This is a genomic window from Amphritea sp. GJ51-11, assembly GCF_055808735.1.
On record NZ_CM147881.1, the window covers coordinates 611,461 to 631,352 of the forward strand.

25 protein-coding genes are annotated in these 19,892 nt (G+C 48.8%); 10 read left to right on the forward strand and 15 right to left on the reverse strand.

All coding sequences use genetic code 11. The features are described from left to right. Nucleotides 1–114: 114 nt before the first annotated feature. From yjgA to AC0L4K_RS02695, 13 genes are all read right to left on the reverse strand, one after another. Nucleotides 115–645 carry a ribosome biogenesis factor YjgA gene (yjgA, locus tag AC0L4K_RS02635; RefSeq protein WP_417224784.1) on the reverse strand — a complete coding sequence of 177 codons (531 nt, stop codon included), beginning with the start codon at nucleotides 643–645 and terminating at the stop codon, nucleotides 115–117. Between the two features lie 23 nt (nucleotides 646–668). Next, nucleotides 669–2,018, reverse strand: a complete 1,350-nt coding sequence (gene mgtE, locus AC0L4K_RS02640; protein ID WP_417224782.1) for a magnesium transporter — start codon at nucleotides 2,016–2,018, stop codon at nucleotides 669–671. Between the two features lie 127 nt (nucleotides 2,019–2,145). After that, nucleotides 2,146–2,415: an HPr family phosphocarrier protein gene (locus AC0L4K_RS02645; protein ID WP_417224780.1), complete on the reverse strand. Its 270-nt coding sequence runs from the start codon at nucleotides 2,413–2,415 to the stop codon at nucleotides 2,146–2,148. Between the two features lie 16 nt (nucleotides 2,416–2,431). Further along, complete coding sequence (rapZ, locus tag AC0L4K_RS02650; protein ID WP_417224778.1) at nucleotides 2,432–3,289, reverse strand: RNase adapter RapZ; 858 nt, start codon at nucleotides 3,287–3,289, stop codon at nucleotides 2,432–2,434. Nucleotides 3,290–3,293: 4 nt separating this feature from the next. After that, nucleotides 3,294–3,737 (reverse strand): PTS IIA-like nitrogen regulatory protein PtsN, encoded by a 444-nt coding sequence (gene ptsN / locus AC0L4K_RS02655; protein ID WP_473269198.1) that lies wholly within the window; start codon nucleotides 3,735–3,737, stop codon nucleotides 3,294–3,296. Between the two features lie 24 nt (nucleotides 3,738–3,761). Then, the gene (gene hpf / locus AC0L4K_RS02660) at nucleotides 3,762–4,052 is read right to left on the reverse strand and encodes a ribosome hibernation promoting factor (RefSeq protein ID WP_417224774.1); all 291 of its coding nucleotides are present in this window, start codon (nucleotides 4,050–4,052) and stop codon (nucleotides 3,762–3,764) included. Between the two features lie 60 nt (nucleotides 4,053–4,112). Further along, complete coding sequence (locus tag AC0L4K_RS02665) at nucleotides 4,113–5,624, reverse strand: RNA polymerase factor sigma-54 (protein ID WP_473268086.1); 1,512 nt, start codon at nucleotides 5,622–5,624, stop codon at nucleotides 4,113–4,115. A gap of 21 nt (nucleotides 5,625–5,645) precedes the next feature. Then, nucleotides 5,646–6,371 (reverse strand): LPS export ABC transporter ATP-binding protein, encoded by a 726-nt coding sequence (gene lptB / locus AC0L4K_RS02670; RefSeq protein ID WP_417224769.1) that lies wholly within the window; start codon nucleotides 6,369–6,371, stop codon nucleotides 5,646–5,648. After that, complete coding sequence (lptA, locus tag AC0L4K_RS02675) at nucleotides 6,371–6,919, reverse strand: lipopolysaccharide transport periplasmic protein LptA (RefSeq protein WP_417224766.1); 549 nt, start codon at nucleotides 6,917–6,919, stop codon at nucleotides 6,371–6,373. The genes lptB and lptA overlap by 1 nt, the downstream gene beginning before the upstream one ends. Continuing rightward, a complete protein-coding gene (gene lptC, locus AC0L4K_RS02680; protein ID WP_417224763.1) occupies nucleotides 6,909–7,478 on the reverse strand; it encodes an LPS export ABC transporter periplasmic protein LptC in 570 nt (189 codons plus the stop codon). The genes lptA and lptC overlap by 11 nt, the downstream gene beginning before the upstream one ends. Beyond that, entirely contained in the window at nucleotides 7,479–8,039 is a 561-nt protein-coding gene (locus AC0L4K_RS02685; protein ID WP_417224760.1) for a KdsC family phosphatase, read from the reverse strand. Beyond that, complete coding sequence (locus AC0L4K_RS02690) at nucleotides 8,039–9,016, reverse strand: KpsF/GutQ family sugar-phosphate isomerase (protein WP_417224758.1); 978 nt, start codon at nucleotides 9,014–9,016, stop codon at nucleotides 8,039–8,041. Before AC0L4K_RS02690 ends, AC0L4K_RS02685 begins: the two co-directional genes overlap by 1 nt. Nucleotides 9,017–9,069: 53 nt before the next feature. Then, nucleotides 9,070–10,023: a calcium/sodium antiporter gene (locus tag AC0L4K_RS02695; protein ID WP_417224756.1), complete on the reverse strand. Its 954-nt coding sequence runs from the start codon at nucleotides 10,021–10,023 to the stop codon at nucleotides 9,070–9,072. A 272-nt stretch (nucleotides 10,024–10,295) separates the two neighbouring features. Here AC0L4K_RS02695 and AC0L4K_RS02700 point away from each other — a divergent pair, with 272 nt between their 5' ends. The 9 genes from AC0L4K_RS02700 to hisD all read left to right on the forward strand — a co-directional run bounded on the left by AC0L4K_RS02700 (nucleotide 10,296) and on the right by hisD (nucleotide 17,071). Further along, a complete protein-coding gene (locus AC0L4K_RS02700) occupies nucleotides 10,296–11,105 on the forward strand; it encodes an ATP-binding cassette domain-containing protein (RefSeq protein WP_417224754.1) in 810 nt (269 codons plus the stop codon). Continuing rightward, nucleotides 11,105–11,896, forward strand: a complete 792-nt coding sequence (gene mlaE, locus AC0L4K_RS02705; RefSeq protein ID WP_417224752.1) for a lipid asymmetry maintenance ABC transporter permease subunit MlaE — start codon at nucleotides 11,105–11,107, stop codon at nucleotides 11,894–11,896. Before AC0L4K_RS02700 ends, mlaE begins: the two co-directional genes overlap by 1 nt. Nucleotides 11,897–11,899: 3 nt before the next feature. After that, entirely contained in the window at nucleotides 11,900–12,361 is a 462-nt protein-coding gene (mlaD, locus tag AC0L4K_RS02710; RefSeq protein ID WP_417224751.1) for an outer membrane lipid asymmetry maintenance protein MlaD, read from the forward strand. Nucleotides 12,362–12,514: 153 nt separating this feature from the next. Beyond that, a complete protein-coding gene (locus tag AC0L4K_RS02715) occupies nucleotides 12,515–13,033 on the forward strand; it encodes an MlaC/ttg2D family ABC transporter substrate-binding protein (protein WP_473268087.1) in 519 nt (172 codons plus the stop codon). Further along, nucleotides 13,033–13,329 carry an STAS domain-containing protein gene (locus AC0L4K_RS02720; protein WP_473268088.1) on the forward strand — a complete coding sequence of 99 codons (297 nt, stop codon included), beginning with the start codon at nucleotides 13,033–13,035 and terminating at the stop codon, nucleotides 13,327–13,329. Before AC0L4K_RS02715 ends, AC0L4K_RS02720 begins: the two co-directional genes overlap by 1 nt. A gap of 121 nt (nucleotides 13,330–13,450) precedes the next feature. Next, nucleotides 13,451–13,690 (forward strand): BolA family protein, encoded by a 240-nt coding sequence (locus tag AC0L4K_RS02725; protein ID WP_417224745.1) that lies wholly within the window; start codon nucleotides 13,451–13,453, stop codon nucleotides 13,688–13,690. Between the two features lie 22 nt (nucleotides 13,691–13,712). After that, nucleotides 13,713–15,002 carry a UDP-N-acetylglucosamine 1-carboxyvinyltransferase gene (murA, locus tag AC0L4K_RS02730; RefSeq protein ID WP_417224743.1) on the forward strand — a complete coding sequence of 430 codons (1,290 nt, stop codon included), beginning with the start codon at nucleotides 13,713–13,715 and terminating at the stop codon, nucleotides 15,000–15,002. Between the two features lie 108 nt (nucleotides 15,003–15,110). Then, nucleotides 15,111–15,761 (forward strand): ATP phosphoribosyltransferase, encoded by a 651-nt coding sequence (hisG, locus tag AC0L4K_RS02735; RefSeq protein ID WP_417224741.1) that lies wholly within the window; start codon nucleotides 15,111–15,113, stop codon nucleotides 15,759–15,761. Nucleotides 15,762–15,763: 2 nt separating this feature from the next. Continuing rightward, nucleotides 15,764–17,071 (forward strand): histidinol dehydrogenase, encoded by a 1,308-nt coding sequence (gene hisD, locus AC0L4K_RS02740; RefSeq protein ID WP_417224739.1) that lies wholly within the window; start codon nucleotides 15,764–15,766, stop codon nucleotides 17,069–17,071. 88 nt (nucleotides 17,072–17,159) lie between these two features. On the opposite strand, the gene AC0L4K_RS02745 is transcribed toward hisD, so the two are convergent. Next, nucleotides 17,160–18,350: a S1C family serine protease gene (locus AC0L4K_RS02745; RefSeq protein ID WP_473269199.1), complete on the reverse strand. Its 1,191-nt coding sequence runs from the start codon at nucleotides 18,348–18,350 to the stop codon at nucleotides 17,160–17,162. A gap of 96 nt (nucleotides 18,351–18,446) precedes the next feature. Here AC0L4K_RS02745 and AC0L4K_RS02750 point away from each other — a divergent pair, with 96 nt between their 5' ends. Beyond that, nucleotides 18,447–19,208: a Nif3-like dinuclear metal center hexameric protein gene (locus tag AC0L4K_RS02750; protein ID WP_473268089.1), complete on the forward strand. Its 762-nt coding sequence runs from the start codon at nucleotides 18,447–18,449 to the stop codon at nucleotides 19,206–19,208. 68 nt (nucleotides 19,209–19,276) lie between these two features. Here the strand turns inward: AC0L4K_RS02750 and AC0L4K_RS02755 are convergent, their stop codons facing one another. Further along, complete coding sequence (locus AC0L4K_RS02755) at nucleotides 19,277–19,870, reverse strand: Z-ring associated ZapG family protein (RefSeq protein WP_417224736.1); 594 nt, start codon at nucleotides 19,868–19,870, stop codon at nucleotides 19,277–19,279. Nucleotides 19,871–19,892 lie beyond the last annotated feature (22 nt).

Genomic DNA, 19,892 nt, shown 5'->3' on the forward strand with positions numbered 1-19,892 from the left:
ACTCAAGATCTGAAGTAACGCTCTTAAGTAAAGCCTTACTGCGTTATTGCCCGCCGTGATCGAGGCCTCGCTTGTGAGTGACCTCGATCGAAAGCCTCGCTGAGCGGTGACAACTTATACGTCAGCTCGTTCGCGCAGGTATTTAAATAGCTTTTTCGCTGCGACTGGAGGCTTGCCAAGGCTGGCTTCTTTTTTGGCGTTGCGCAATAGCTGGCGCAGATGCTGAATATCAGCCCCGGCATCTTCGGTTAAATAAGCTTGCAGATCGGTGTTATCACCCAGTATTAATCGATCGCGCCAGCGTTCCAACTTATGAAAGATCTGTAAATGGGCTTGCTTGCCGGCATCGAACTGATCTACTGCTGTTTGTATTTCGTCGGCATCTTCGCCGCGCATCAGTCGGCCGATGTACTGCAATTGGCGTCGAGTGGCCTCAGAGCGTGGCTGAAGGCGCTGTGCCTCCTCTATTGCCACCCGCAAAGTATCACTCATAGGTACTTTGGCTAGTTGTTCTTTGTTCAGTTCAGGCAGTTTGGCACCCAGCTCTTGTAGGTGTTCCATCTCCCGCTTACGCTGGGATTTTGACACCCACTCTTCATCGAACTCAAGTTCGTCATCGGGGCGGAAATCGTCATTTTGACTCATAAAACTCTCTTGTGTAGGCCGTTCTAGCTATAAAAAAACGCAGCTAGACCGAGGAATGCAAAAAATCCGACTACATCAGTAATCGTGGTTAGTAACACACTGCCAGCTAATGCCGGATCAATACCCCAAGTTTTTAGGAGGATCGGCAATAGAGTACCTGCCAGTGCGGCTGCGAATAGGTTAATCATAATAGCACAGGCGATGATGATACCGATGGTTAGGTCTTCGAACCAGAGGATCGCGATGACCGCAACGACCACGGCCCAGAGTAGACCGTTCAATAGACCTACGATCATTTCACGATTCAGCAGCCAGCCCGCATTGGAGCGCTCTACATGGCCTAGTGCTTGGCCACGAATCATCAGGGTTAAGACCTGGCTACCGGCAATACCGCCCATACTGGCGACAATTGGCATTAATACGGCCAGCGCCACTACCTTGCCGATGGTTTCCTCGAACAGGCCGATGACCGCAGAGGCGAGAAAAGCGGTAATCAGATTAATACCTAGCCACACGGCACGGCGGCGGGTGGTTTTCATAATAGGCGCGAAGGTATCTTCATCTTCGTCCATACCCGCCATACTCATCAGCGAGTGGTCTGCATCTTCCCGGATAACATCGACCACGTCATCGATGGTGATACGTCCGAGTAGCTGATTGTCTTCGTCAACCACGGGTGCAGAGACCAAATCTTCCTGTTCGAATAGTTTGGCGACCAGTGTATCTTCCATATCCGCCGGGATAGGCGGTTTATCGGTGACCATCATCTCTCGTACGGTGCTGGATGGGTCGCTGACCAACATGCGCGTCAGAGGGAGGCTGCCGATATAGGTGTCTTTTCGGCTGACGACAAACAGGCTATCAGTCATATCCGGGAGTTCAGCGTGTCGTCGTAAATAACGCAGCGCCGCTTCAATCGTGATATCGGGCCGGATGGTGATGGTATCGGTGTTCATCAAACCGCCAGCGGTATCTTCCGGATAGGAGAGTACTTTTTCCAGTCGTTCGCGGTTTTGATGATCCATCGAGCGCAGCAGTTCGTGCATGACCGTTTCCGGTAGCTGCTGCATCATATCGGCTAGATCGTCGGGTTCGAGCGATTCAGAGATGGCTAGCACCTCTGAGGTATTCATCTTACTGAGGATCTCGGCTTTTACATCATCGCCGAGTTCCTGCAAAACATCCGCTTCGATGTCTTTATGGATCATGCTCCAAAGTAAGCGCCGTTCTTTAGGCGGTGACTTCTCGATTAGATGGGCGACTTCGGAGGGGCGTAGTGTTTTATTTAGGGTGTAACGTATCTGTCTGAAAGCACCTTCTTCAAGGGCTGTGTTCAGCTTATCCAGTTCACTTTCGTTTACATTGGCGTTCATGGCCGGACCCCGGTCAGACAGATAGAGACAGATTGCCTTGCAGTCAGTCAGTGATCACCGATAACTGCAGCATTAATCGTTGTGGGCATTATAGCGTATTGTTTTTAAACGAATAGAGGGAGGGCGGTTATTCTTCTTCATCAAACCGGTTGTTGATCAGTGCAACAATGGCATCCATCGCCTGTTGTTCGTCTTCACCGCTGGTAGAGATATTCAGCTCAGTGCCTTTACTGGCGGCTAACATCATGACCGACATAATGCTTTTGCCATCCACCTGTCGGCCATCTTTGGTGAGCTGGATATCGGCTGAGAAGGAGGTGGTTACATTGATCAGCTTTGCCGCCGCCCGGGCGTGCAGGCCCAGTTTGTTGATAATGGTGATCTTGGTTTCCAGCATTGATTAATACCTTTAATCAGTTCAGTTCGCGGTGGCGTATCTGGACATTATCCATAGTTGTTCGGAAATGACCAGCGAGACATTCGCTGATAAAAACAGAGCGGTGTTGACCTCCCGTACAGCCTATGCCAACACTGATATAACTGCGATTATTTTTTTCAAACAGTGGCAGCCACTTTTCTAGAAAAGCGGTGATGTCAGCGAGCATTTCTTGCACTTCAAGCTGTTGCTCGAGGAATTCTATGACCGGTTTGTCTTGGCCGCTATAACCTCGCAGGTGAGGCAGCCAGTATGGGTTAGGCAAACAGCGCACATCGAAGGTGAAGTCTACATCCAGCGGGATACCGTGCTTATAACCGAACGATTCGAATTGTAATGACAGTTCTTGCTCTTGTCGTTGGGCAATACGCAGTTTAATACTGTCTCTGAGTTCATAGAGTGACAGGTGGGTTGTATCAATACGGATATTGGCTAAATCGGATACCGGTTCGAGTAACTTTTTTTCATAGCTGATCGCCTGCTGTAAACCTTGGGAATCATTGGACAGGGGGTGCTTACGCCGAGTCGTACTGTAGCGTTTTAGCAGGGTTGTCTCTGAACTATCGAGGTAGAGTATTTCGCAGTCTAGTGCGTCTATTTCCCTCAGTTGTGTATAAATATCGGGAAACTGTTTCAGGTTGCTGTGTTGGTTACGGGCATCGATACTGACGGCAAGCTGATTAGGATGGTCTGGGTCGGATAAAATCTGATTGACCAAGTCAGGTAGCAGCGGGGCGGGAAGGTTGTCGATGCAGTAGAAGTTAACATCTTCCAGTGCTTGCAGGGCGGTTGATTTACCTGACCCTGAGCGGCCGCTGATGATAACTAGTTTCATCTGGCTAGACCTGCCTAGCTCCGGTGGCGACAGTGAAGAGTTCTTCAGCTGAGCCCGCGTTTCTAAGTTGCTGACGGAAGGATGCCTGACTGAATAGCTCGGCAAGATTACCCAGCGTTTGTAGATGTTGATCACAGGCTTCGGAGGGCACCACCAGAACGAAGAGTAAGTCGACCGGGCTGCCATCAATGGCATCGAAGTCGATCGGTTCTTTTAACTGAATAAGTAGCGCAGTGGCTTTCTCACACTCATCCAGACGACAATGGGGAATGGCCACGCCTTCACCGATGCCTGTACTGCCGAGTCTTTCACGGCCAAGTAGGCCAGCAAAGATCGTTTCAGTTTCAAGCTCAGGGTGCAGATCGGAAATCTGTTGGCTGGCAATTTCGAGGATACGTTTTTTACTACCCCCTCTAGAGCACAGAGTACTCCAGAGGGCGCTAATAATTCTGAAATTAGCATCGTATAATAGTTACTTGTGAGTTTTCATCTTTTCTTTGTGTTTAATGATCTGACGGTCAAGCTTGTCGATCAACCCATCGATGGCGGCGTACATATCTTCTTGTTCGTCGGAAGCAAACAGCTGACCACCGGCTACGTGAATTTCACCATCAGCTTTTTGGCGCGTCTTCTCAACGCTTAGAGTTACCTGTGCATTGGTGATGTTATCGAAATGCCGCTCCAGCTTCTCAAATTTATTCTGAACATACTCATTCAGGGAATCAGTCAATTCTACGTGGTGACCGGTAATATTGATCTGCATGGTAATCTCCTAGTGTTATTGTACCGGGTTGCCGCCCGGTTCCCATGATAAAAAAAGTCATTAAACTAAACGTTTTCGTTCATTAGAAGGTGGAATGCTAAGCGATTCTCTATATTTTGCAATGGTTCTTCGCGCAACATTGATACCTTGTTCCTCAAGCAGTTGGGCAATCTTGTTATCGCTTAAGGGTTTTGTTGGACTTTCAGCGACCACCAATTTCTTGATGAGCGCCCGAATAGCGGTCGATGAGCAGGTGCCACCGTTCACTGTAGTGACATGGCTGGAGAAAAAATACTTCAGCTCAAATATACCCCTTGGGGTATGCATATATTTCTGGGTGGTCACCCGAGAGATGGTCGATTCGTGCATTTCGACCGCCTCAGCGATATCGTGCAGCACCATCGGACGCATCGCCTCATCGCCATGCTCTAGAAAACCTTCTTGGCGGTGTACAATTTCACGGGTGACCTTCATTAAGGTATCGTTCCGGCTTAATAAGCTTTTGATAAACCAGCGAGCTTCTTGTAGATGGTTTTTCAGATAGGTGTTGTCAGGGCTGGTATCAGCGCGTCGGATCAAATCTGCATAGCCATCATTAATGCGTAGTTTAGGCGCAACTTCCGGATTCAGGCTTACCTGCCAGACACCTTTTTCTTTGTAAACCAGCACATCGGGAATAACATATTCCGATTGCGAGCTAGTGATCATTGAGCCGGGTTTAGGGTTCAGGGTGCGGATCAGGTTGATCGCCTGTAGTAACTGTGGCTCTCGCATCCGGGCTTTGCGCATCAGCTGTTTGTAGTCATGATTACCCAGTAAGTGGATATATTGAGTGACTAGTTTTAGCGCTTCGTTGCGATATTCGGTGTCATTGGGTAGTTGCTGTAGCTGAATGGCTAGGCACTCGCTTAGATCGCGTGCGGCTACGCCGGGTGGATCAAACTGTTGGATGCGTCGCAGTACCGCTTCGATTTCATCCAGTTCAATGCCGTTAAGTTGCTCATCATCCTGCTGATGGAAATATTCCAGGATTGAATCGAGTTCAACGTTGAGATAACCGTCAACATTAATGCCGTCAATAATATTGGTGGCGATCAGTTCGTCGATGGGACTCATCGGCGTGAGGTTTAATTGCCAGTTCAGGTGATCTTGCAGGGTTTCATCCGCAGTGTCATTCGACTCCATCTCCATATCGGAGAAATCATGGGATGATGAAGATGAACTAGAGACCGTCTGATAAGTGTCTTCCCAATTACTATCGGTCGATAGTTCATTGGGAATATCTTCATTCCAGTCGCTATCGGTGGCTTGAATCTCTTCAGACTCGGTGGTTTTGGCCGATGCTGAGACGGATTCATGATTGCTGACTTCTGCATCAGAGCTCGCTTGCTCGGCGGCATTATCTGAAGCGCTATCCTCTTCCGTTACTTCTAGCATCGGGTTCGATTCTAGTGCTTCCTGAATCTCCTGTTGCAGATCAAGCGTCGATAATTGCAGCAAGCGAATCGCCTGCTGTAATTGTGGGGTCATGGTCAGATGCTGACCCATTTTTAGTTGTAACGCTTGTTTCATAGAGAGTCGCTTATATACCTGTTACAGCTTGAATTGCTCACCGAGATAGGCTTCCCTGACCTGCTGGTTGGCAAGAATATCCTCTGGCGATCCTTCTGCAAGAATATAACCTTCACTGACGATGTAAGCTTGTTCGCAAATATCCAGTGTTTCGCGAACATTGTGATCGGTGATTAAGACGCCAATCCCCTTACTTTGTAAGTGCTTTACGGTTTGTTTTATATCACTGACTGAAATTGGGTCAACACCGGCAAAGGGCTCATCTAACAAGATAAAAGTGGGCTCAGTTGCCAGTGCGCGGGCAATTTCAACCCGTCGCCGTTCTCCACCGGAGAGGCTCATTCCCAAACTTTTCGTTAGATGGGAGATATGAAACTCTTCCAGTAGTTCGTCTAATTTTTGTTTACGCTCAGTCCGGCTCAACTCTTTACGGGTTTCCAGAATAGCCATCAGGTTATCATGGACGCTGAGTTTTCGGAAAATGGAGGCTTCTTGTGGCAGGTAACCAATACCTTTTCGCGCTCGGCCGTGCATCGGCTCTTTGGTTAAGTCCAATTGATCAATTTTGATCCGGCCTTTGTCGGCTTCCACTAGCCCAACAATCATGTAAAAACAGGTTGTCTTACCCGCCCCGTTAGGCCCCAATAAACCAACGATCTGGCCGCTATCGACGCTCATCGAGACATCTTTTACAACTGCGCGGCCTTTATAGCTCTTTGCTAGGTTGAGTGCTTCTAGTCGACTCATTAGTTGTTGAGTTCCCCAGTAGCTGTAGTTTCAGATTCATCCAACGGTGTTGCTTTAGGCTGAATGACAATCTGTACACGTTCGCCGTTAGCGCTCTCATCCCTGAATGCATTTACTGTGCTTTTCTTCATATTGTAAACAATTCGGTTACCGCTAAATACATCAGCCCCTTGCGAGACTTTTGCCTGGCCGGAGATGGTTAGCTCTTTTGTACGAATATTGTAATCGAGAACCTCACCGTATGCATGGGTTACCTCTTGGTCGGCGGCAGAGCGTTGTTGGAACTCGGCGGGGCGTCCTTTGGCAATAATCATGCTGATGGTGTTGTTGGTTTGTCTTAGTTCTATGCTATCACCGCTGACTTTCATGCTGCCCTGTGTCAACAATACATCGCCTTTGTAGAGAGTGATGCCGGTTTGATCATTACGCGTCGCGCTGTCTGCTGTGATGTGAATTGCTTTGTTGGCATCACCGGGTAGAGCCATTGCCACCGGTTGCCAGCTGAGCAGGACCACGCATAAGGCTTTGCTTATACGGTTAATTAACATGATATACCCCGGTAACGTCTGACAGGAGGTTAAGAATGCCACTGTCGGTGTCGATTGTCATGCCCACGCTGGTGGTTGTGCCCGAAGGGCTTGTGATAGTCACCAGCTTATCGGTCTTGGCAATATTGTCTTGTGGCTGAATAATTAATGTTTCGGTACGTAGGCTGTTTGCCACTGCCATATTAGGGTTGTCTTGAAATAATACCTCGCCTTCGAGAATAACGCTGTCATCGTTGTCGCTGATGAGTCCTCTGAGGCTGCTGATCTTACGCGTGGGCTGCTGAGTGTTGTATATTTGCATCTCAGGATTGGTCACTAATATCTGTTGTGAAGCCGGCTGATGTTCCAGCTGAGTTGAACTTAATTGCTGCTTTAGCTGACCGCTCGGCGCAAAGTCTCTGATCCGTCCATTGACGATATAATAATCGGATTGCTGATAGGCTGGATTCGGGGCCTTTTTCAGACTAACGGAGTGACGTTCAGTATCCATCCCCAAATAGATAACCGCAGGAATCAGAATAGCAGCGGCTGCAATTAGCCGGGCGCGTCCGGTCAGCATTTATAAATACTCGTTGAACAGGGCTTCCAGTTTGCCCTGGCCTGCCAGAATTGTTTCGCAAAACTCACGGCCCGCACCGTTGCCTGCAGTACGCTGGGTACACCAGTCGGCATGCGCGGCAACCAATGGATGACCACCATTGACGGTGGCGCCAAAGCTGACGGCGCGAATGGCAGCGAGATCGGGTAGGTCGTCACCGATATAAGCCGTTTGTTGTGCGCTAAAGCCGGTATCCTGCCAGAGTTCTTGCAAGGCGGTGAGTTTATCTTCCCGTCCCTGATAGAGGTAATCGATTCCCAAGGCTTCGGCTCGGCGTTCAACTTGAGGTGAACAGCGACCGGTAATGATGGCGGTTTTGATGTCACCTTGGGCGAGCAGTTTTATACCGAGCCCATCTAAGGTATTGAAATTCTTAACTTCGCTGCCATCGGCTAGGAAGTTGAGCTTGCCATCGGTGAGTACACCATCGACATCAAATACCACCAATTTGACCGTTTGTAACTTGCCAATCAATGCTTCATTAAGGTCGTTGGTGAGCTTTTTAACTACAGATGCTGGCATCAGATGACTCCCGCTTTGAGCATGTCGTGCATATTTAAGGCGCCGACTGGGCGACGGGCATCATCAAGTACGATCAAGGCGTTAATCTGTTTGTCCTGCATAATTTGCAGGGCTTCAGCCGCGAGTATATCGCTGGTCACGGTAGTGCATTCGGTGGTCATTACCTCGGTAATCGGAGTGCTTTTCATATCCACGTCATGATCAAGCGTACGACGTAGGTCACCATCGGTAAATACGCCTTGTAGAACGCCTGTATCGTCGACGACGGTGGTCATGCCCAGGTGTTTGTGGGTGACTTCCATCAGCGCTTCTTTGAGCATAGTAGAATGAGTGACTTTCGGGATGTCATCGCCACTGTGCATAATGTCGGATACTTTTAACAGCAGGCGTCGTCCTAAACTACCACCGGGGTGAGAGAAGGCAAAGTCTTCAGCACTGAAGCCTCTGGCTTCTAACAAGGCGATGGCCAGAGCATCACCGATGACCAGTGATGCGGTGGTGCTGGATGTCGGTGCCAGCCCCAGAGGACAGGCTTCTTGGCGGATGGCGACATTCAGGTTGGCATCGGCGCTGCGCGAGAGAGTTGATTCAGGGTTGCCAGTAATGCTGATCAGCGGTGCTTTCATCCGTTTGATGAGTGGCAATATCGATAGGACCTCGCTGGTTTCTCCCGAGTTCGATAGGGCGATAACCACATCCGCACGGGTAATCATACCTAGGTCGCCATGGCTGGCTTCACCGGGGTGTACAAAGAATGACGGTGTTCCTGTGGAGGCCAATGTCGCAGCAATTTTGTTGCCGATATGGCCGCTTTTACCCATGCCCGTGACGATGACCCGCCCTTGGCATGTCAGTGCTAGTCGGCAAGCTTTACTAAAATCATCATTAAGATGCTCTAGCAGATCATTAACGGCATCCCGCTCTAGCTCAATGGTACGCTTGGCGGAGGCTAAAAAATCCAGTTCTGTATTTATCATTGTTTATTCACAACTCTGTTTGCAGTCGTGAAGGCTGCAGTCCGATAGATGGGTTAAGCGCTCATATTGTATAGTAGTGCAAGATAACCTGCATAGGCTGCCAGTAGTATTCCGCCTTCGAAACGCGAGATTCGGGGTGGGCGCTGATAGATGGCTAATGCGACAAGTAGGAGTGTTAGGCCCAACATTGACCCATAGTCTCGCCAGAGCACCGCTGAATCCAGCTCAATTGGCGCGAGTAAACCGGGTACCGCCATTACCGCCGCTATATTAAATATATTAGAGCCAACAATATTTCCCAGTGCAATATCGGTATGGCCTTTTAGGGCGCTGGCTACCGAGGCTGCGAGTTCGGGTAGGCTGGTACCGATGGCGACAATGGTGAGGCCGATGATCAGGTCGCTTACACCTAAGGTGGTGGCTATTTCGGTGGCACCCCATACCAGTAGGCGAGAACTACCTGCCAGCAGTAATAGTCCTGTAATGAGCCAAAAGATGGCCCAGAGGGTGGAGAGTTCTGGTAACTCCTCCTCTTCATCATTAATTTCGTCATCGCTGGCGTTGCGCTGGAAACGGGTAAATAAGTACAGGCAGGCGACCAGTGATAAACACAGAATAATCGAATCGATATGGCCTAGATAGAGATCGTAGAGTACGGCGCCGGCCAATAACGTGATGGCTAATAATAGCGGAATCTCTTGTTTGAGCACTTTGGAGCGTACAGGCAACGGGGCAATCAGGGCGGTCATCCCCAGTACCAGACCAATATTGGCGATGTTGGAGCCCAGAGCGTTGCCGACGGCAAGGTCGCCGGCACCAGTGGTGGCTGCCATGATTGAAACCAAAATTTCGGGGGCCGAGGTGCCAAAAGAAACCACCGTCAGACCGATTAACATCGGTGACATGCCCATGTTTTTGGCAGTTCCGGCGGCACCGATAACGAAACGGTCGGCACTCCAGACTAAAATAATGAAACCTAAAAGTAGTGCAATAATGGGGTATAGCATCGGTTTAGTTGTTCAGCTGTGGTTAAAACGGAGGCCTATTTAATGAGTAATCGGATCTATGTGCAAGAGGTTGCTGCCGTTGAGAGCGATTTTATTCACGTTTATAGGCAAGGGTGTTACAATCTGCGCTCTTTTTTGATGGCAATGTCGTGGTGTCTACATCGCTGACTGTCCGCTTATTTGTAGTGGTTAGAGGAACTATTTGAGGCGGTGAACATCTCATTCCTGCTGAAACTCTTTATTTTATTGTCCTGACTTGAGTCACCGTTACTATGGATTTTTTCGACGATATCATCATTGATATTAAACAGCTTACCTTTAGCCGAGGTGATCGTTATATCTGTAAAAATATGGATATACGTATTCCCCGGGGGAAAGTGACGGCGATTATGGGGCCGAGCGGAACGGGTAAAACGACGCTACTTAAGCTGATCGGTGGTCAACTCAAGCCTGAAGCGGGTTCTATTTTGCTCGATGGCGATGATATTCCTCGCTTGGGGCGTAACGAGCTATTTAACGTGCGTGAAAAAATGGGCATGTTATTTCAAAGCGGTGCGTTGTTTACTGATATGACGGTGTTTGAAAATGTAGCCTTTCCACTGCGGGTGCATACCAAACTGCCGGAAGATATGATCCGCGATATCGTCTTGATGAAGTTGCAGGCGGTTGGATTGCGTGGCGCGGCAGAACTAATGCCGAGCGAACTGTCTGGCGGTATGGGGCGCCGAGTGGCTCTCGCTCGAGCCATTTCGCTCGACCCTGCCTTAGTTATGTACGATGAGCCGTTTACTGGACAAGACCCGATCGCGATGGGGGTGTTGGTTAACCTAATCAAGACCCTCAATCAGGCATTGGGGCATAGCAGTATTATTGTGTCTCATGATATTAAGGAAACCCTCAGTATCGCAGATTATATCTATATTATTGCCGATGGCGGGGTGATTGCTCATGGCACGCCTGAGCAGTTAGATCAAAATGATTCTGAGCAGGTTCGCCAGTTTATGAAAGGCTTACCTGATGGGCCTGTGCCGTTCCATTTTCCGGCCAGTGATTATGAGACTGAACTGATGGAGAGGCGTTAATGCAGTCAGTAACGGCAAACCTGGCGCAGCTAGGGCGCTCTACGATGGAGCGGGTGACGGCGATTGGCCGTGCAGGGCTGGTGTTGATCCATGCCGTGGTAGCGCGCCCTGATCCGCTGACGTCATTTCCTCTGCTGATTCGTCAGCTATATTCCGTCGGTGTGCTATCGATGGTCATTATCATAGTGTCGGGCCTGTTTATTGGTATGGTGCTGGCGCTACAGGGCTACACTATCTTAGTCGACTACGGCACAGAACAAGCGGTTGGGCAGATGGTCGCTTTAAGTCTGGTGCGGGAGTTAGCCCCCGTGGTGACCGCGCTGTTGTTTGCCGGTCGAGCCGGCTCAGCCTTGACCGCTGAAATTGGTTTGATGAAAGCCACTGAACAGTTGTCTAGCATGGAAATGATCGGTGTTGATCCTTTACGGCGGATTATTGCACCCCGTTTTTGGGCTGGACTGATCTGTTTGCCTATTCTGACCATGATTTTTAGTGCTGTCGGTATTTGGGGTGGACTGTTAGTTGGGGTTGATTGGTTGGGGGTGTATGAAGGGTCTTTTTGGGCCAACATGCAAAACTCAGTCGACTTTTTTGATGATGTAGTGAACGGATTGATTAAATCCCTCGTATTCGGGGTCGTGGTGACTTGGGTGGCTGTTTTTCAGGGGTATGATTCGGTGCCCACTTCTGAAGGTATTAGCCAGGCGACGACTAAAACGGTGGTGTATTCATCCCTCGCTGTCCTAGGGCTGGACTTTATTCTGACAGCTTTGATGTTTGGAGATTTGTAAGACATGCGTAATCGTGGAATTGAGCTGGGCGTGGGTGTTTTTATGTTAGTCGGGATTTTATCCCTGGCCATGCTGGCGATTAATGTCAGCGGTCTAACCCTTGCGAAGCAAGAGGGCTCATATAAAATTTATGCCCGCTTTGAAAATGTCGGCGGCCTTACTGCTCGCTCAAAAGTGACGATGTCCGGTGTGGCCATTGGTCAAGTCACCAGCATTAGCATCGATCGTCAAAAGTTGATGGCGATCGTCGAGATGGAGATTAATTCGGATGTCGATTATCTGACATCAGATAGCTCAGCTTCGATTTTGACGGCCGGGCTGCTGGGGGAAAAATATATCGGTATTACTACCGGTGCCGCTGACGATGAGATATTGAAAGAGGGTGACTTCATTGAAGACACTCAATCTTCGTTGGTGCTCGAAGAGTTGATTGGCAAATTTCTCTTTAATCAGGCCTCTGAGTAATTGTGATTAAGTATTGCCACCTAACTATAGGAATCGTAAAAATGAAATATATTAACCGTTGGCTGGTACTGCTGACGCTGATGTTTACCTCGGTTGCCGTACAGGCATCGTGGGACAGAAGCGCGAGCGACTATTGAACAAGCTTCATCTCAGATGATGAAAGTGCTGGAGAATAAGGCGCTAAAAGCACCAGAGCAAAGCGAAGCGCTGATTGCTGAGATTGAAACCATTCTTAACCCTGTGGTGGATTTTGACTATGCATCGAAGCGGGTTATGGGCAAATACTACAACCGTGTTGATGAGCAGCAACAGCAGCGTTTTTCCAATGTATTTAAAGATACGATGGTGCGCACCTATGCAAAATCACTGACCGGCTTTGATATCGTTAGATATGAAGTGGCGCCGGAAGGTCATCCAAGCCCTGATGCAGACAAACAAGTGGTTAGCGTGCATGTGTTTGCTTCGAATGGCCAGCAGTACACCTTGGTGTATTACATGCTAAAGCAAGATAGCGGCTGGAAATTGGTGAATGTATTGGTCGATGGCATTAACTTACGACTGAATTTTAAAAACCAGTTTGCCGATATGGTGTCCCGTACCAATGGTGATGTTAAACAGGTGATCACTGACTGGAAAGCAGCGATTGCCAGTAACGGTAGTAAGGATAGTTAATGGCCTCTCAGGTTGAAATTAGTGCCGATGCAATCCTGTTAAAAGGTGATTTACTGTTTAGTACGATCATCGCGGTGCGAGCGGCGCTTGAAAAGGCCTTTGATCAGGCTGGTCAAACGGTGGTCATCGATTTTGCCGGTGTCGGGCGGGTCGATAGTTCGGCAGTATCGCTCTGGCTCTGTTTAGAGCGTAAAAGCCGAATTTTACAGCGGTCTTTAACCGCACGAAATATTCCTGCTGAATTGAGTGCTATTGTGCGGTTGGTCGGGCTAGAGGATTCTGCTCTTCATCCATAACGACAGGCTTTAGCATACATTGTTATACGATGGCTGTTTAACTACAGTCGTCGCCTTTTGTCACACTTTCCGCTATCATTGCCAACCTATTATTTTCCCCCAATTCTCATTGGTGTCATGCATGCAAATCGAAGATGTAAAACGTATTCTGGAAGAAAAACTAGAAGGCTGTGAAGTATTCCCTGAAGGCGAAGGTTGTAATTTTCAGGTCACCGTTGTTGGTGATATCTTTGAAGGTCAGCGCCCAGTAAAAAAACAACAGATGGTCTATGGCTGTCTTTCCGATCAGATCGCTGATGGTAGTATCCATGCTCTGACCATTAGAACCTTTACTCGTGCCCAGTGGGCAGAACAGAACTGAAGCGCAGAGAGACCCTATTTTAATGGATAAACTGATCATTACCGGTGGAAGCCGCTTAGAAGGTGAAGTACGCATTTCTGGAGCGAAAAACTCCGCTTTGCCTATTTTGGCCGCTACACTGTTAGCTGACGAACCGGTTACTATCAGTAATCTGCCGCATCTACACGATATCACCACCATGCTGGAGTTACTCCGGCAGATGGGCGTTGATTTGACAGTGGATGAAAAGCTCAATGTCGAAATCGATGCAACAACATTAAATTCAACGATTGCACCTTATGACTTGGTGAAAACCATGCGGGCTTCGATTTTGGTGTTGGGGCCTTTGTTAGCACATTTTGGCCATGCCGAAGTGTCACTGCCGGGCGGTTGTGCTATCGGTAGTCGTCCGGTGGATCTGCACTTGAAAGGGCTTGAGGCGCTAGGCGCCGAAATCACCGTTGAAGAAGGCTTTATTCGGGCCACCTGTGATGGCCGTCTGAAAGGTGGGCGGGTCTTTTTTGATATCGTCACGGTAACGGGCACCGAAAATATCCTGATGGCGGCATCGCTGGCCGAAGGGCAATCCATTATTGAAAATGCCGCCCGCGAGCCTGAAATCGTCGACTTAGCTGAGTTTTTGATCGCCATGGGTGCCGATATTACCGGCCATGGTACCGATACCATTATCGTTAATGGCGTGGCCTCGCTGAAAAGCTGCACCTTCCCGGTGATTGCCGATCGGATTGAAACCGGCACTTACCTAGTGGCCGCCGCAGCAACCCGCGGTAAGGTTAAAGTGAAAAGTACACGCCCCGATATTCTCGATGCGGTGTTACAAAAACTGATTGAAGCCGGTGCTGAGATTGAGTGTGGTTCGGATTGGATCAGTCTGGATATGAAAGGCAAACGGCCTAAAGCGGTTAATTTAACCACTGCACCTTATCCGGCTTTCCCGACCGATATGCAAGCCCAGTTTGCCGCCTTGAATGTGATTGCCGAAGGCGTTGGCGTGATCAAGGAAACGGTGTTTGAAAACCGTTTTATGCATATGCAAGAGATGCAGCGCATGGGGGCGAAGATTACCATTGATGGTAATACTGCGATTACGGAAGGGCGTGAAGTGCTCACCGGGGCTCCTGTTATGGCAACCGACCTTCGGGCTTCTGCAAGCTTGGTGATTGCGGCGATGGTCGCCACGGGTGATACAGTTATCGATCGTATCTATCATATCGACCGTGGTTATGAGTGTATTGAAGAGAAACTCCAGTTGCTGGGGGCAACCATTAAACGGGTGCCAGGCAATCGGAACGCAGCGCCAACCGAGAGTTAATATAGCGCTGAACTGAGTCCTTAATGTGTTTATCCCTTAACGGACTTTAGCATTAACAGAACAGGCGGTGTCTGTACTGAATTTTTAAGTGGTAACGAAATAGCAACTATGAAACAGAACCTGACCATTGCGCTATCTAAAGGGCGTATTCTAAAAGATACGCTGCCGCTTCTTGAAGCAGCTAACATTATTCCGGCTGAGGATATTTTCAGCAGCCGTAAGCTGATTTTCGATACCAACCATGACAATATTAAATTGGTTGTTATCCGTGCCACTGATGTCCCTACCTATGTTGAACACGGTGGCGCTGATATGGGAGTTGCGGGTAAAGATGTGTTGTTGGAATACGGCTCTAAAGATCTATATGAACCGTTAGATCTGGATATTGCTAAGTGCCAATTGATGGTTGCCGGCATGAAAGATGCGACTGACGTTGAAGGCCGCATGAAAGTCGCTACGAAATTTGTCAATATCACCAAAGAGTATTTTGCCCGTCAGGGGCGTCAGGTTGATATTATTAAACTGTATGGCGCGATGGAGTTGGCTCCCATCATGGGGTTAGCGGATCGCATTGTTGATATTGTTGATACGGGTAATACGTTGCGGGCGAATGGTTTAGTGCCGATGGAAGACATCTGCTATATCAGCTCACGTTTAGTGGTGGGTAAAGCGGCTTTGAAAATGAAGCATCGGCAGATACAACCGATTATTGAGCAATTAGCCGCCGCAGTAGAAGCACGAAAAGATAGGTCGGAATAACCATGACCCAACCAAATATTTTAAGATTAGACAGTCAGCAGGCTGATTTCAGCGAACAGTTGGATAAATTGTTAGCTTGGGAGTCGGTTTCTAATAAAGACGTTAACCGAACGGTTGAGGATATTCTTGAGCGCGTTAAGGCCGAAGGCGATAGTGCGGTAGTTGAATACACCAATCGTTTCGATCGGCTGAGTGTTAGCACTATGGCCGAACTTGAGTTTACTCAAGATGATTTAAATCAGGCATTGGCAGGTTTGCCAGCCGACCAGAATAAAGCGCTCCGTGTGGCTGCTCAGCGGGTGCGTGATTATCACGAACGCCAGAAGGGTGAGTCATGGGAGTATCAGGAAGCTGATGGTACCCTGTTGGGTCAAAAAATCACGCCGATGGATAAGGCCGGTTTGTATGTCCCTGGTGGTAAAGCATCTTACCCATCATCGGTGTTGATGAATGCGATTCCGGCCCATGTTGCCGGTGTTGAAGAGCTGATTATGGTGGTGCCAACGCCGGATGGTGAAGTTAATCAGTTGGTGCTAGCGGCAGCTGCATTGGCAGGTGTTAGTCGCGCCTTTGCTATTGGTGGTGCGCAAGCGATTGCGGCGCTAGCCTATGGTACTGAAACGATTCCTAAAGTGGATAAGATCGTAGGCCCAGGTAATATCTTTGTCGCTACGGCAAAACGCGCAGTGTATGGCACCGTAGGGATCGATATGATCGCGGGACCATCTGAAATTTTGGTGATTTGCGATGGCGGTACTGATCCTGATTGGATCGCGATGGATCTATTCTCACAGGCTGAGCACGATGAAGATGCGCAACCGATTCTGATCAGTCCCGATGCGGACTTTCTAGATAAAGTGAGTGCCAGTATCGAGAAGCTGCTGCCAACCATGGAGCGCAAAGCGATTATCGGTCGCTCTCTAGCTGATCGTGCAGCGCTAATTAAAGTGGCGGATCTTGCCGAAGCGGCCAAGGTTAACAACCGAATTGCTCCGGAGCACCTAGAGTTGTCTGTTGAAGACCCTAAGGCGCTGTTACCGTTGATTAAGCATGCGGGTGCGATCTTTATGGGACGGTACACCGCTGAGGCATTAGGCGACTACTGTGCTGGGCCTAACCATGTGTTACCCACCTCCGGTACTGCGCGTTTCTCATCACCTTTAGGGGTGTATGATTTCCAGAAACGTTCATCGCTGATTATGTTTTCCGAGGATGGGGCTTCAGAAATGGGCAAAGTTGCTTCTGTTTTAGCACGAGGTGAAAGCCTGACCGCTCATGCTCGTTCTGCTGAATATCGTATTAAAGAGTAAAGCCTGAGTTTTGTTGAAATAGCTTCACTTAATATCACGTTATAAAAAAAGCCCATTATGGGCTTTTTTTGTGCACGGCGATTATTTATTACGGCGTAGGGGTTTCGCTGTTGTCTGTTTTCTCAGCAGGAATCTCTTTTATGGGGTTCTCAATCGCAGGGCGTTCAGCGACAGTTACTTCTAGTTCAATGACCTCGCCATTACGCCAAACTTTCACCGGCAACACGGTGCCCGGTATCATGCGAGCCACGCTGTACATGGAGTTAAAGCTATTGACGATCTTCTTACCGTTGATCTCCAACAGAATATCCCCGGGTAATAAACCCGCTTGATGTGCCGGCCCATCACGGAAAATACCGGCAATAATGAGGCCCTTGGTATCTTTTAGTCCAAATGACTCTGCCAGCCCTGGAGTTATCTCCTGTGCCTCAACGCCGACCCAGCCACGTATTACTCGACCATGTTCTATGAGGTCTTGCATGACTTGCTGGGCCTGATCGGAAGGGATGGCAAAACCTATGCCCTGAGAGCCGCCGGAGCGGGTAAAGATCGCAGTATTGATACCAATCAGGTTGCCTTCGGCATTGATTAGAGCGCCACCGGAGTTGCCTGGGTTGATCGCTGCATCAGTCTGAATAAAGTCTTCATAGGTGTTTAGCCCCAGTTGGTTGCGGCCGGTGGCGCTGATAATACCCATGGTTACGGTTTGGCCAACGCCAAAGGGGTTGCCGATAGCCAGCGCGACATCGCCGACGCGCAAGTTAGCAGAAGAACTGACGGTGATGCTAGGTAGATCGGTGAGGTTGATTTTAAGTACGGCTAGGTCGGTATCCGGATCGTTGCCAACTACCGTAGCGGTAGCTTCTCTACCATCTTGCAGTGCTACGACAATACTATCTGCACCGGAAATAACATGATTATTGGTGGCGATATAACCCTCAGGGCTAAGAATTACGCCGGAACCGAGGCTAGATTGTATGCGCTCTTTATGGCCCGCTTTAGCATCATAATATTTACGGATATTGGGGTCGTTATAGATCTGTTGATTGGTACTAGGGATTACCGTGCGTGTATAGATGTTGACGACGCTGGAAGCAGCATGATCCACTGCATCGGCGTAGGAATAGGGGCCTAGAACCTTGCTTGAAGGCGCTCCTGCCTGACGTATCTGAACGGTGCTGGTTTGGGGAGCAAACATGTCAGGTAGGTAGATCAGCAGCGCCACGGCGGCGAGGATTCCTGACAGGGTAGGCCAGACCAGAAAAGCAAAACGTTGAATCAATTAGAGATGCCTTTATAAACAGTGATAAAGTTATTCAGCTATTTTAGAATTATACGGATAATAAAACCTTTTTGGGAAGATTAAGACAAGATTATGGCGGTATCACTGAAACAGTTGGTTAATTATTGTAATTCTTTGTTGAGTCCTGAAAAATACCGGGATTACTGCCCTAATGGTTTGCAGGTTGAAGGGCGTCATGAAGTTGGTCGGATTATTTCCGGTGTGACTGCGAGCCAGGCGCTACTTGATCGAGCGGTAGAGCTGCAAGCCGATCTTATTTTGGTACATCATGGTTATTTTTGGAAAGGTGAGGCTGAGGCCATAACCGGTATTAAGAAGCGCCGGCTGCAAACGTTATTAGCCAATGATATCAGTTTGCTGGCCTATCATCTGCCGTTGGATGGTCATCCACAGTTGGGTAATAATGCCTGTTTGGCTGAACAATTAGGCTTACAGGTTGATGGCGGATTGGAACCTGATAATCCATTGAGCATTGGCTTAACCGGACGTTTGGTACAGCCATTAACGGCGTTGGAGTTTCGTCAGCAGATTGCGGCTGCGCTTGGGCGCGAAGTACTGCATATTGAGGGTGGTCCGGAACGGATTGAAACCGTTGGTTGGTGTACCGGGGCGGCTCAGGGGTATATCGATCAGGCGGCGGCCCTAGGTCTAGATGCTTATCTTTCTGGCGAGATATCCGAACCGACGGTGCATAATGCGAGAGAGTTAGGTATTCACTATTTTGCGGCGGGGCATCATGCCACAGAGCGCTATGGTGTTCAGGCGTTGGCAAGCCGGCTGGCACAGGAGTTTGATCTTGAGCATGAGTTTATTGATATTCATAACCCGGTATAACTAGAGCCAAAGTGCAAACATTAAAAAACCGGCATATTTGCCGGTTTTTAGGATTAAATATTAGATCGTTAGTTAGCAGAGTGTTTTGTTCCTTTGTCGCTGACATGAGTGCCGGGAATTTGATCCTTTAGCAGTGGTGGAATAACTTCCTCCAATGCTTCCTCTTCGCTGTCGGCTTTTTTCTTCAAACCATATTTGTCTGACAGCATACCCTCTTCATCGGGCTTTTTAGGTGCATAGTCACGGGGAGGTTCGACGACTTCAGGCTCATCGACTGCGGGTTCTGTTACGACTGCCGCCGGTTCAATATCGCCTTTAGTTTCAACGGCTTCGGCCAGCGGTTGTTCCTCAATTTGTGGCTTGCCATCGCTGCTCAGTTTATCTGGTGAGTGTACGCCCATGCAGAGCGTTTCTGAACCTTGAGCCAGATGTTGGTGCACCTGCTTATAGCTTTCAGTCAGATTATTGACCAGTTCTGCGGTTTTCTCGAAGTGACCGTTCACCTTCTCTTTATAGTCACTTAGGTCGCGTTGCGCCTCATTGAGCTGATTAGTCAGTTTCTTCTGACTGGAAGTGTCGCCGGAACGCCCCATCAGGTAGCCGATGAGTGCTCCTGCTAACAGGGTGACAATACCAATAATCCAGACGCTATTCTCTTCCACATTAACTCCTTAAATGCACTGA

What these genes read in the sequence shown, in the direction of transcription:
- AC0L4K_RS02700 (WP_417224754.1), top strand. Translation starts at nt 10,296, where the DNA reads ATGGATTTTTTCGACGATATCATCATTGATATTAAACAGCTTACCTTT.
- murA (WP_417224743.1), top strand. Translation starts at nt 13,713, where the DNA reads ATGGATAAACTGATCATTACCGGTGGAAGCCGCTTAGAAGGTGAAGTA.
- AC0L4K_RS02715 (WP_473268087.1), top strand. Translation starts at nt 12,515, where the DNA reads ATGATGAAAGTGCTGGAGAATAAGGCGCTAAAAGCACCAGAGCAAAGC.
- AC0L4K_RS02720 (WP_473268088.1), top strand. Translation starts at nt 13,033, where the DNA reads ATGGCCTCTCAGGTTGAAATTAGTGCCGATGCAATCCTGTTAAAAGGT.
- hisG (WP_417224741.1), top strand. Translation starts at nt 15,111, where the DNA reads ATGAAACAGAACCTGACCATTGCGCTATCTAAAGGGCGTATTCTAAAA.
- hisD (WP_417224739.1), top strand. Translation starts at nt 15,764, where the DNA reads ATGACCCAACCAAATATTTTAAGATTAGACAGTCAGCAGGCTGATTTC.
- AC0L4K_RS02695 (WP_417224756.1), bottom strand. Translation starts at nt 10,023, where the DNA reads ATGCTATACCCCATTATTGCACTACTTTTAGGTTTCATTATTTTAGTC.
- rapZ (WP_417224778.1), bottom strand. Translation starts at nt 3,289, where the DNA reads ATGAAACTAGTTATCATCAGCGGCCGCTCAGGGTCAGGTAAATCAACC.
- lptA (WP_417224766.1), bottom strand. Translation starts at nt 6,919, where the DNA reads ATGTTAATTAACCGTATAAGCAAAGCCTTATGCGTGGTCCTGCTCAGC.
- yjgA (WP_417224784.1), bottom strand. Translation starts at nt 645, where the DNA reads ATGAGTCAAAATGACGATTTCCGCCCCGATGACGAACTTGAGTTCGAT.
- lptB (WP_417224769.1), bottom strand. Translation starts at nt 6,371, where the DNA reads ATGAGTCGACTAGAAGCACTCAACCTAGCAAAGAGCTATAAAGGCCGC.
- mgtE (WP_417224782.1), bottom strand. Translation starts at nt 2,018, where the DNA reads ATGAACGCCAATGTAAACGAAAGTGAACTGGATAAGCTGAACACAGCC.
- AC0L4K_RS02690 (WP_417224758.1), bottom strand. Translation starts at nt 9,016, where the DNA reads ATGATAAATACAGAACTGGATTTTTTAGCCTCCGCCAAGCGTACCATT.
- AC0L4K_RS02725 (WP_417224745.1), top strand. Translation starts at nt 13,451, where the DNA reads ATGCAAATCGAAGATGTAAAACGTATTCTGGAAGAAAAACTAGAAGGC.
- AC0L4K_RS02645 (WP_417224780.1), bottom strand. Translation starts at nt 2,415, where the DNA reads ATGCTGGAAACCAAGATCACCATTATCAACAAACTGGGCCTGCACGCC.
- mlaD (WP_417224751.1), top strand. Translation starts at nt 11,900, where the DNA reads ATGCGTAATCGTGGAATTGAGCTGGGCGTGGGTGTTTTTATGTTAGTC.
- AC0L4K_RS02685 (WP_417224760.1), bottom strand. Translation starts at nt 8,039, where the DNA reads ATGCCAGCATCTGTAGTTAAAAAGCTCACCAACGACCTTAATGAAGCA.
- AC0L4K_RS02750 (WP_473268089.1), top strand. Translation starts at nt 18,447, where the DNA reads ATGGCGGTATCACTGAAACAGTTGGTTAATTATTGTAATTCTTTGTTG.
- mlaE (WP_417224752.1), top strand. Translation starts at nt 11,105, where the DNA reads ATGCAGTCAGTAACGGCAAACCTGGCGCAGCTAGGGCGCTCTACGATG.
- AC0L4K_RS02665 (WP_473268086.1), bottom strand. Translation starts at nt 5,624, where the DNA reads ATGAAACAAGCGTTACAACTAAAAATGGGTCAGCATCTGACCATGACC.
- hpf (WP_417224774.1), bottom strand. Translation starts at nt 4,052, where the DNA reads ATGCAGATCAATATTACCGGTCACCACGTAGAATTGACTGATTCCCTG.
- lptC (WP_417224763.1), bottom strand. Translation starts at nt 7,478, where the DNA reads ATGCTGACCGGACGCGCCCGGCTAATTGCAGCCGCTGCTATTCTGATT.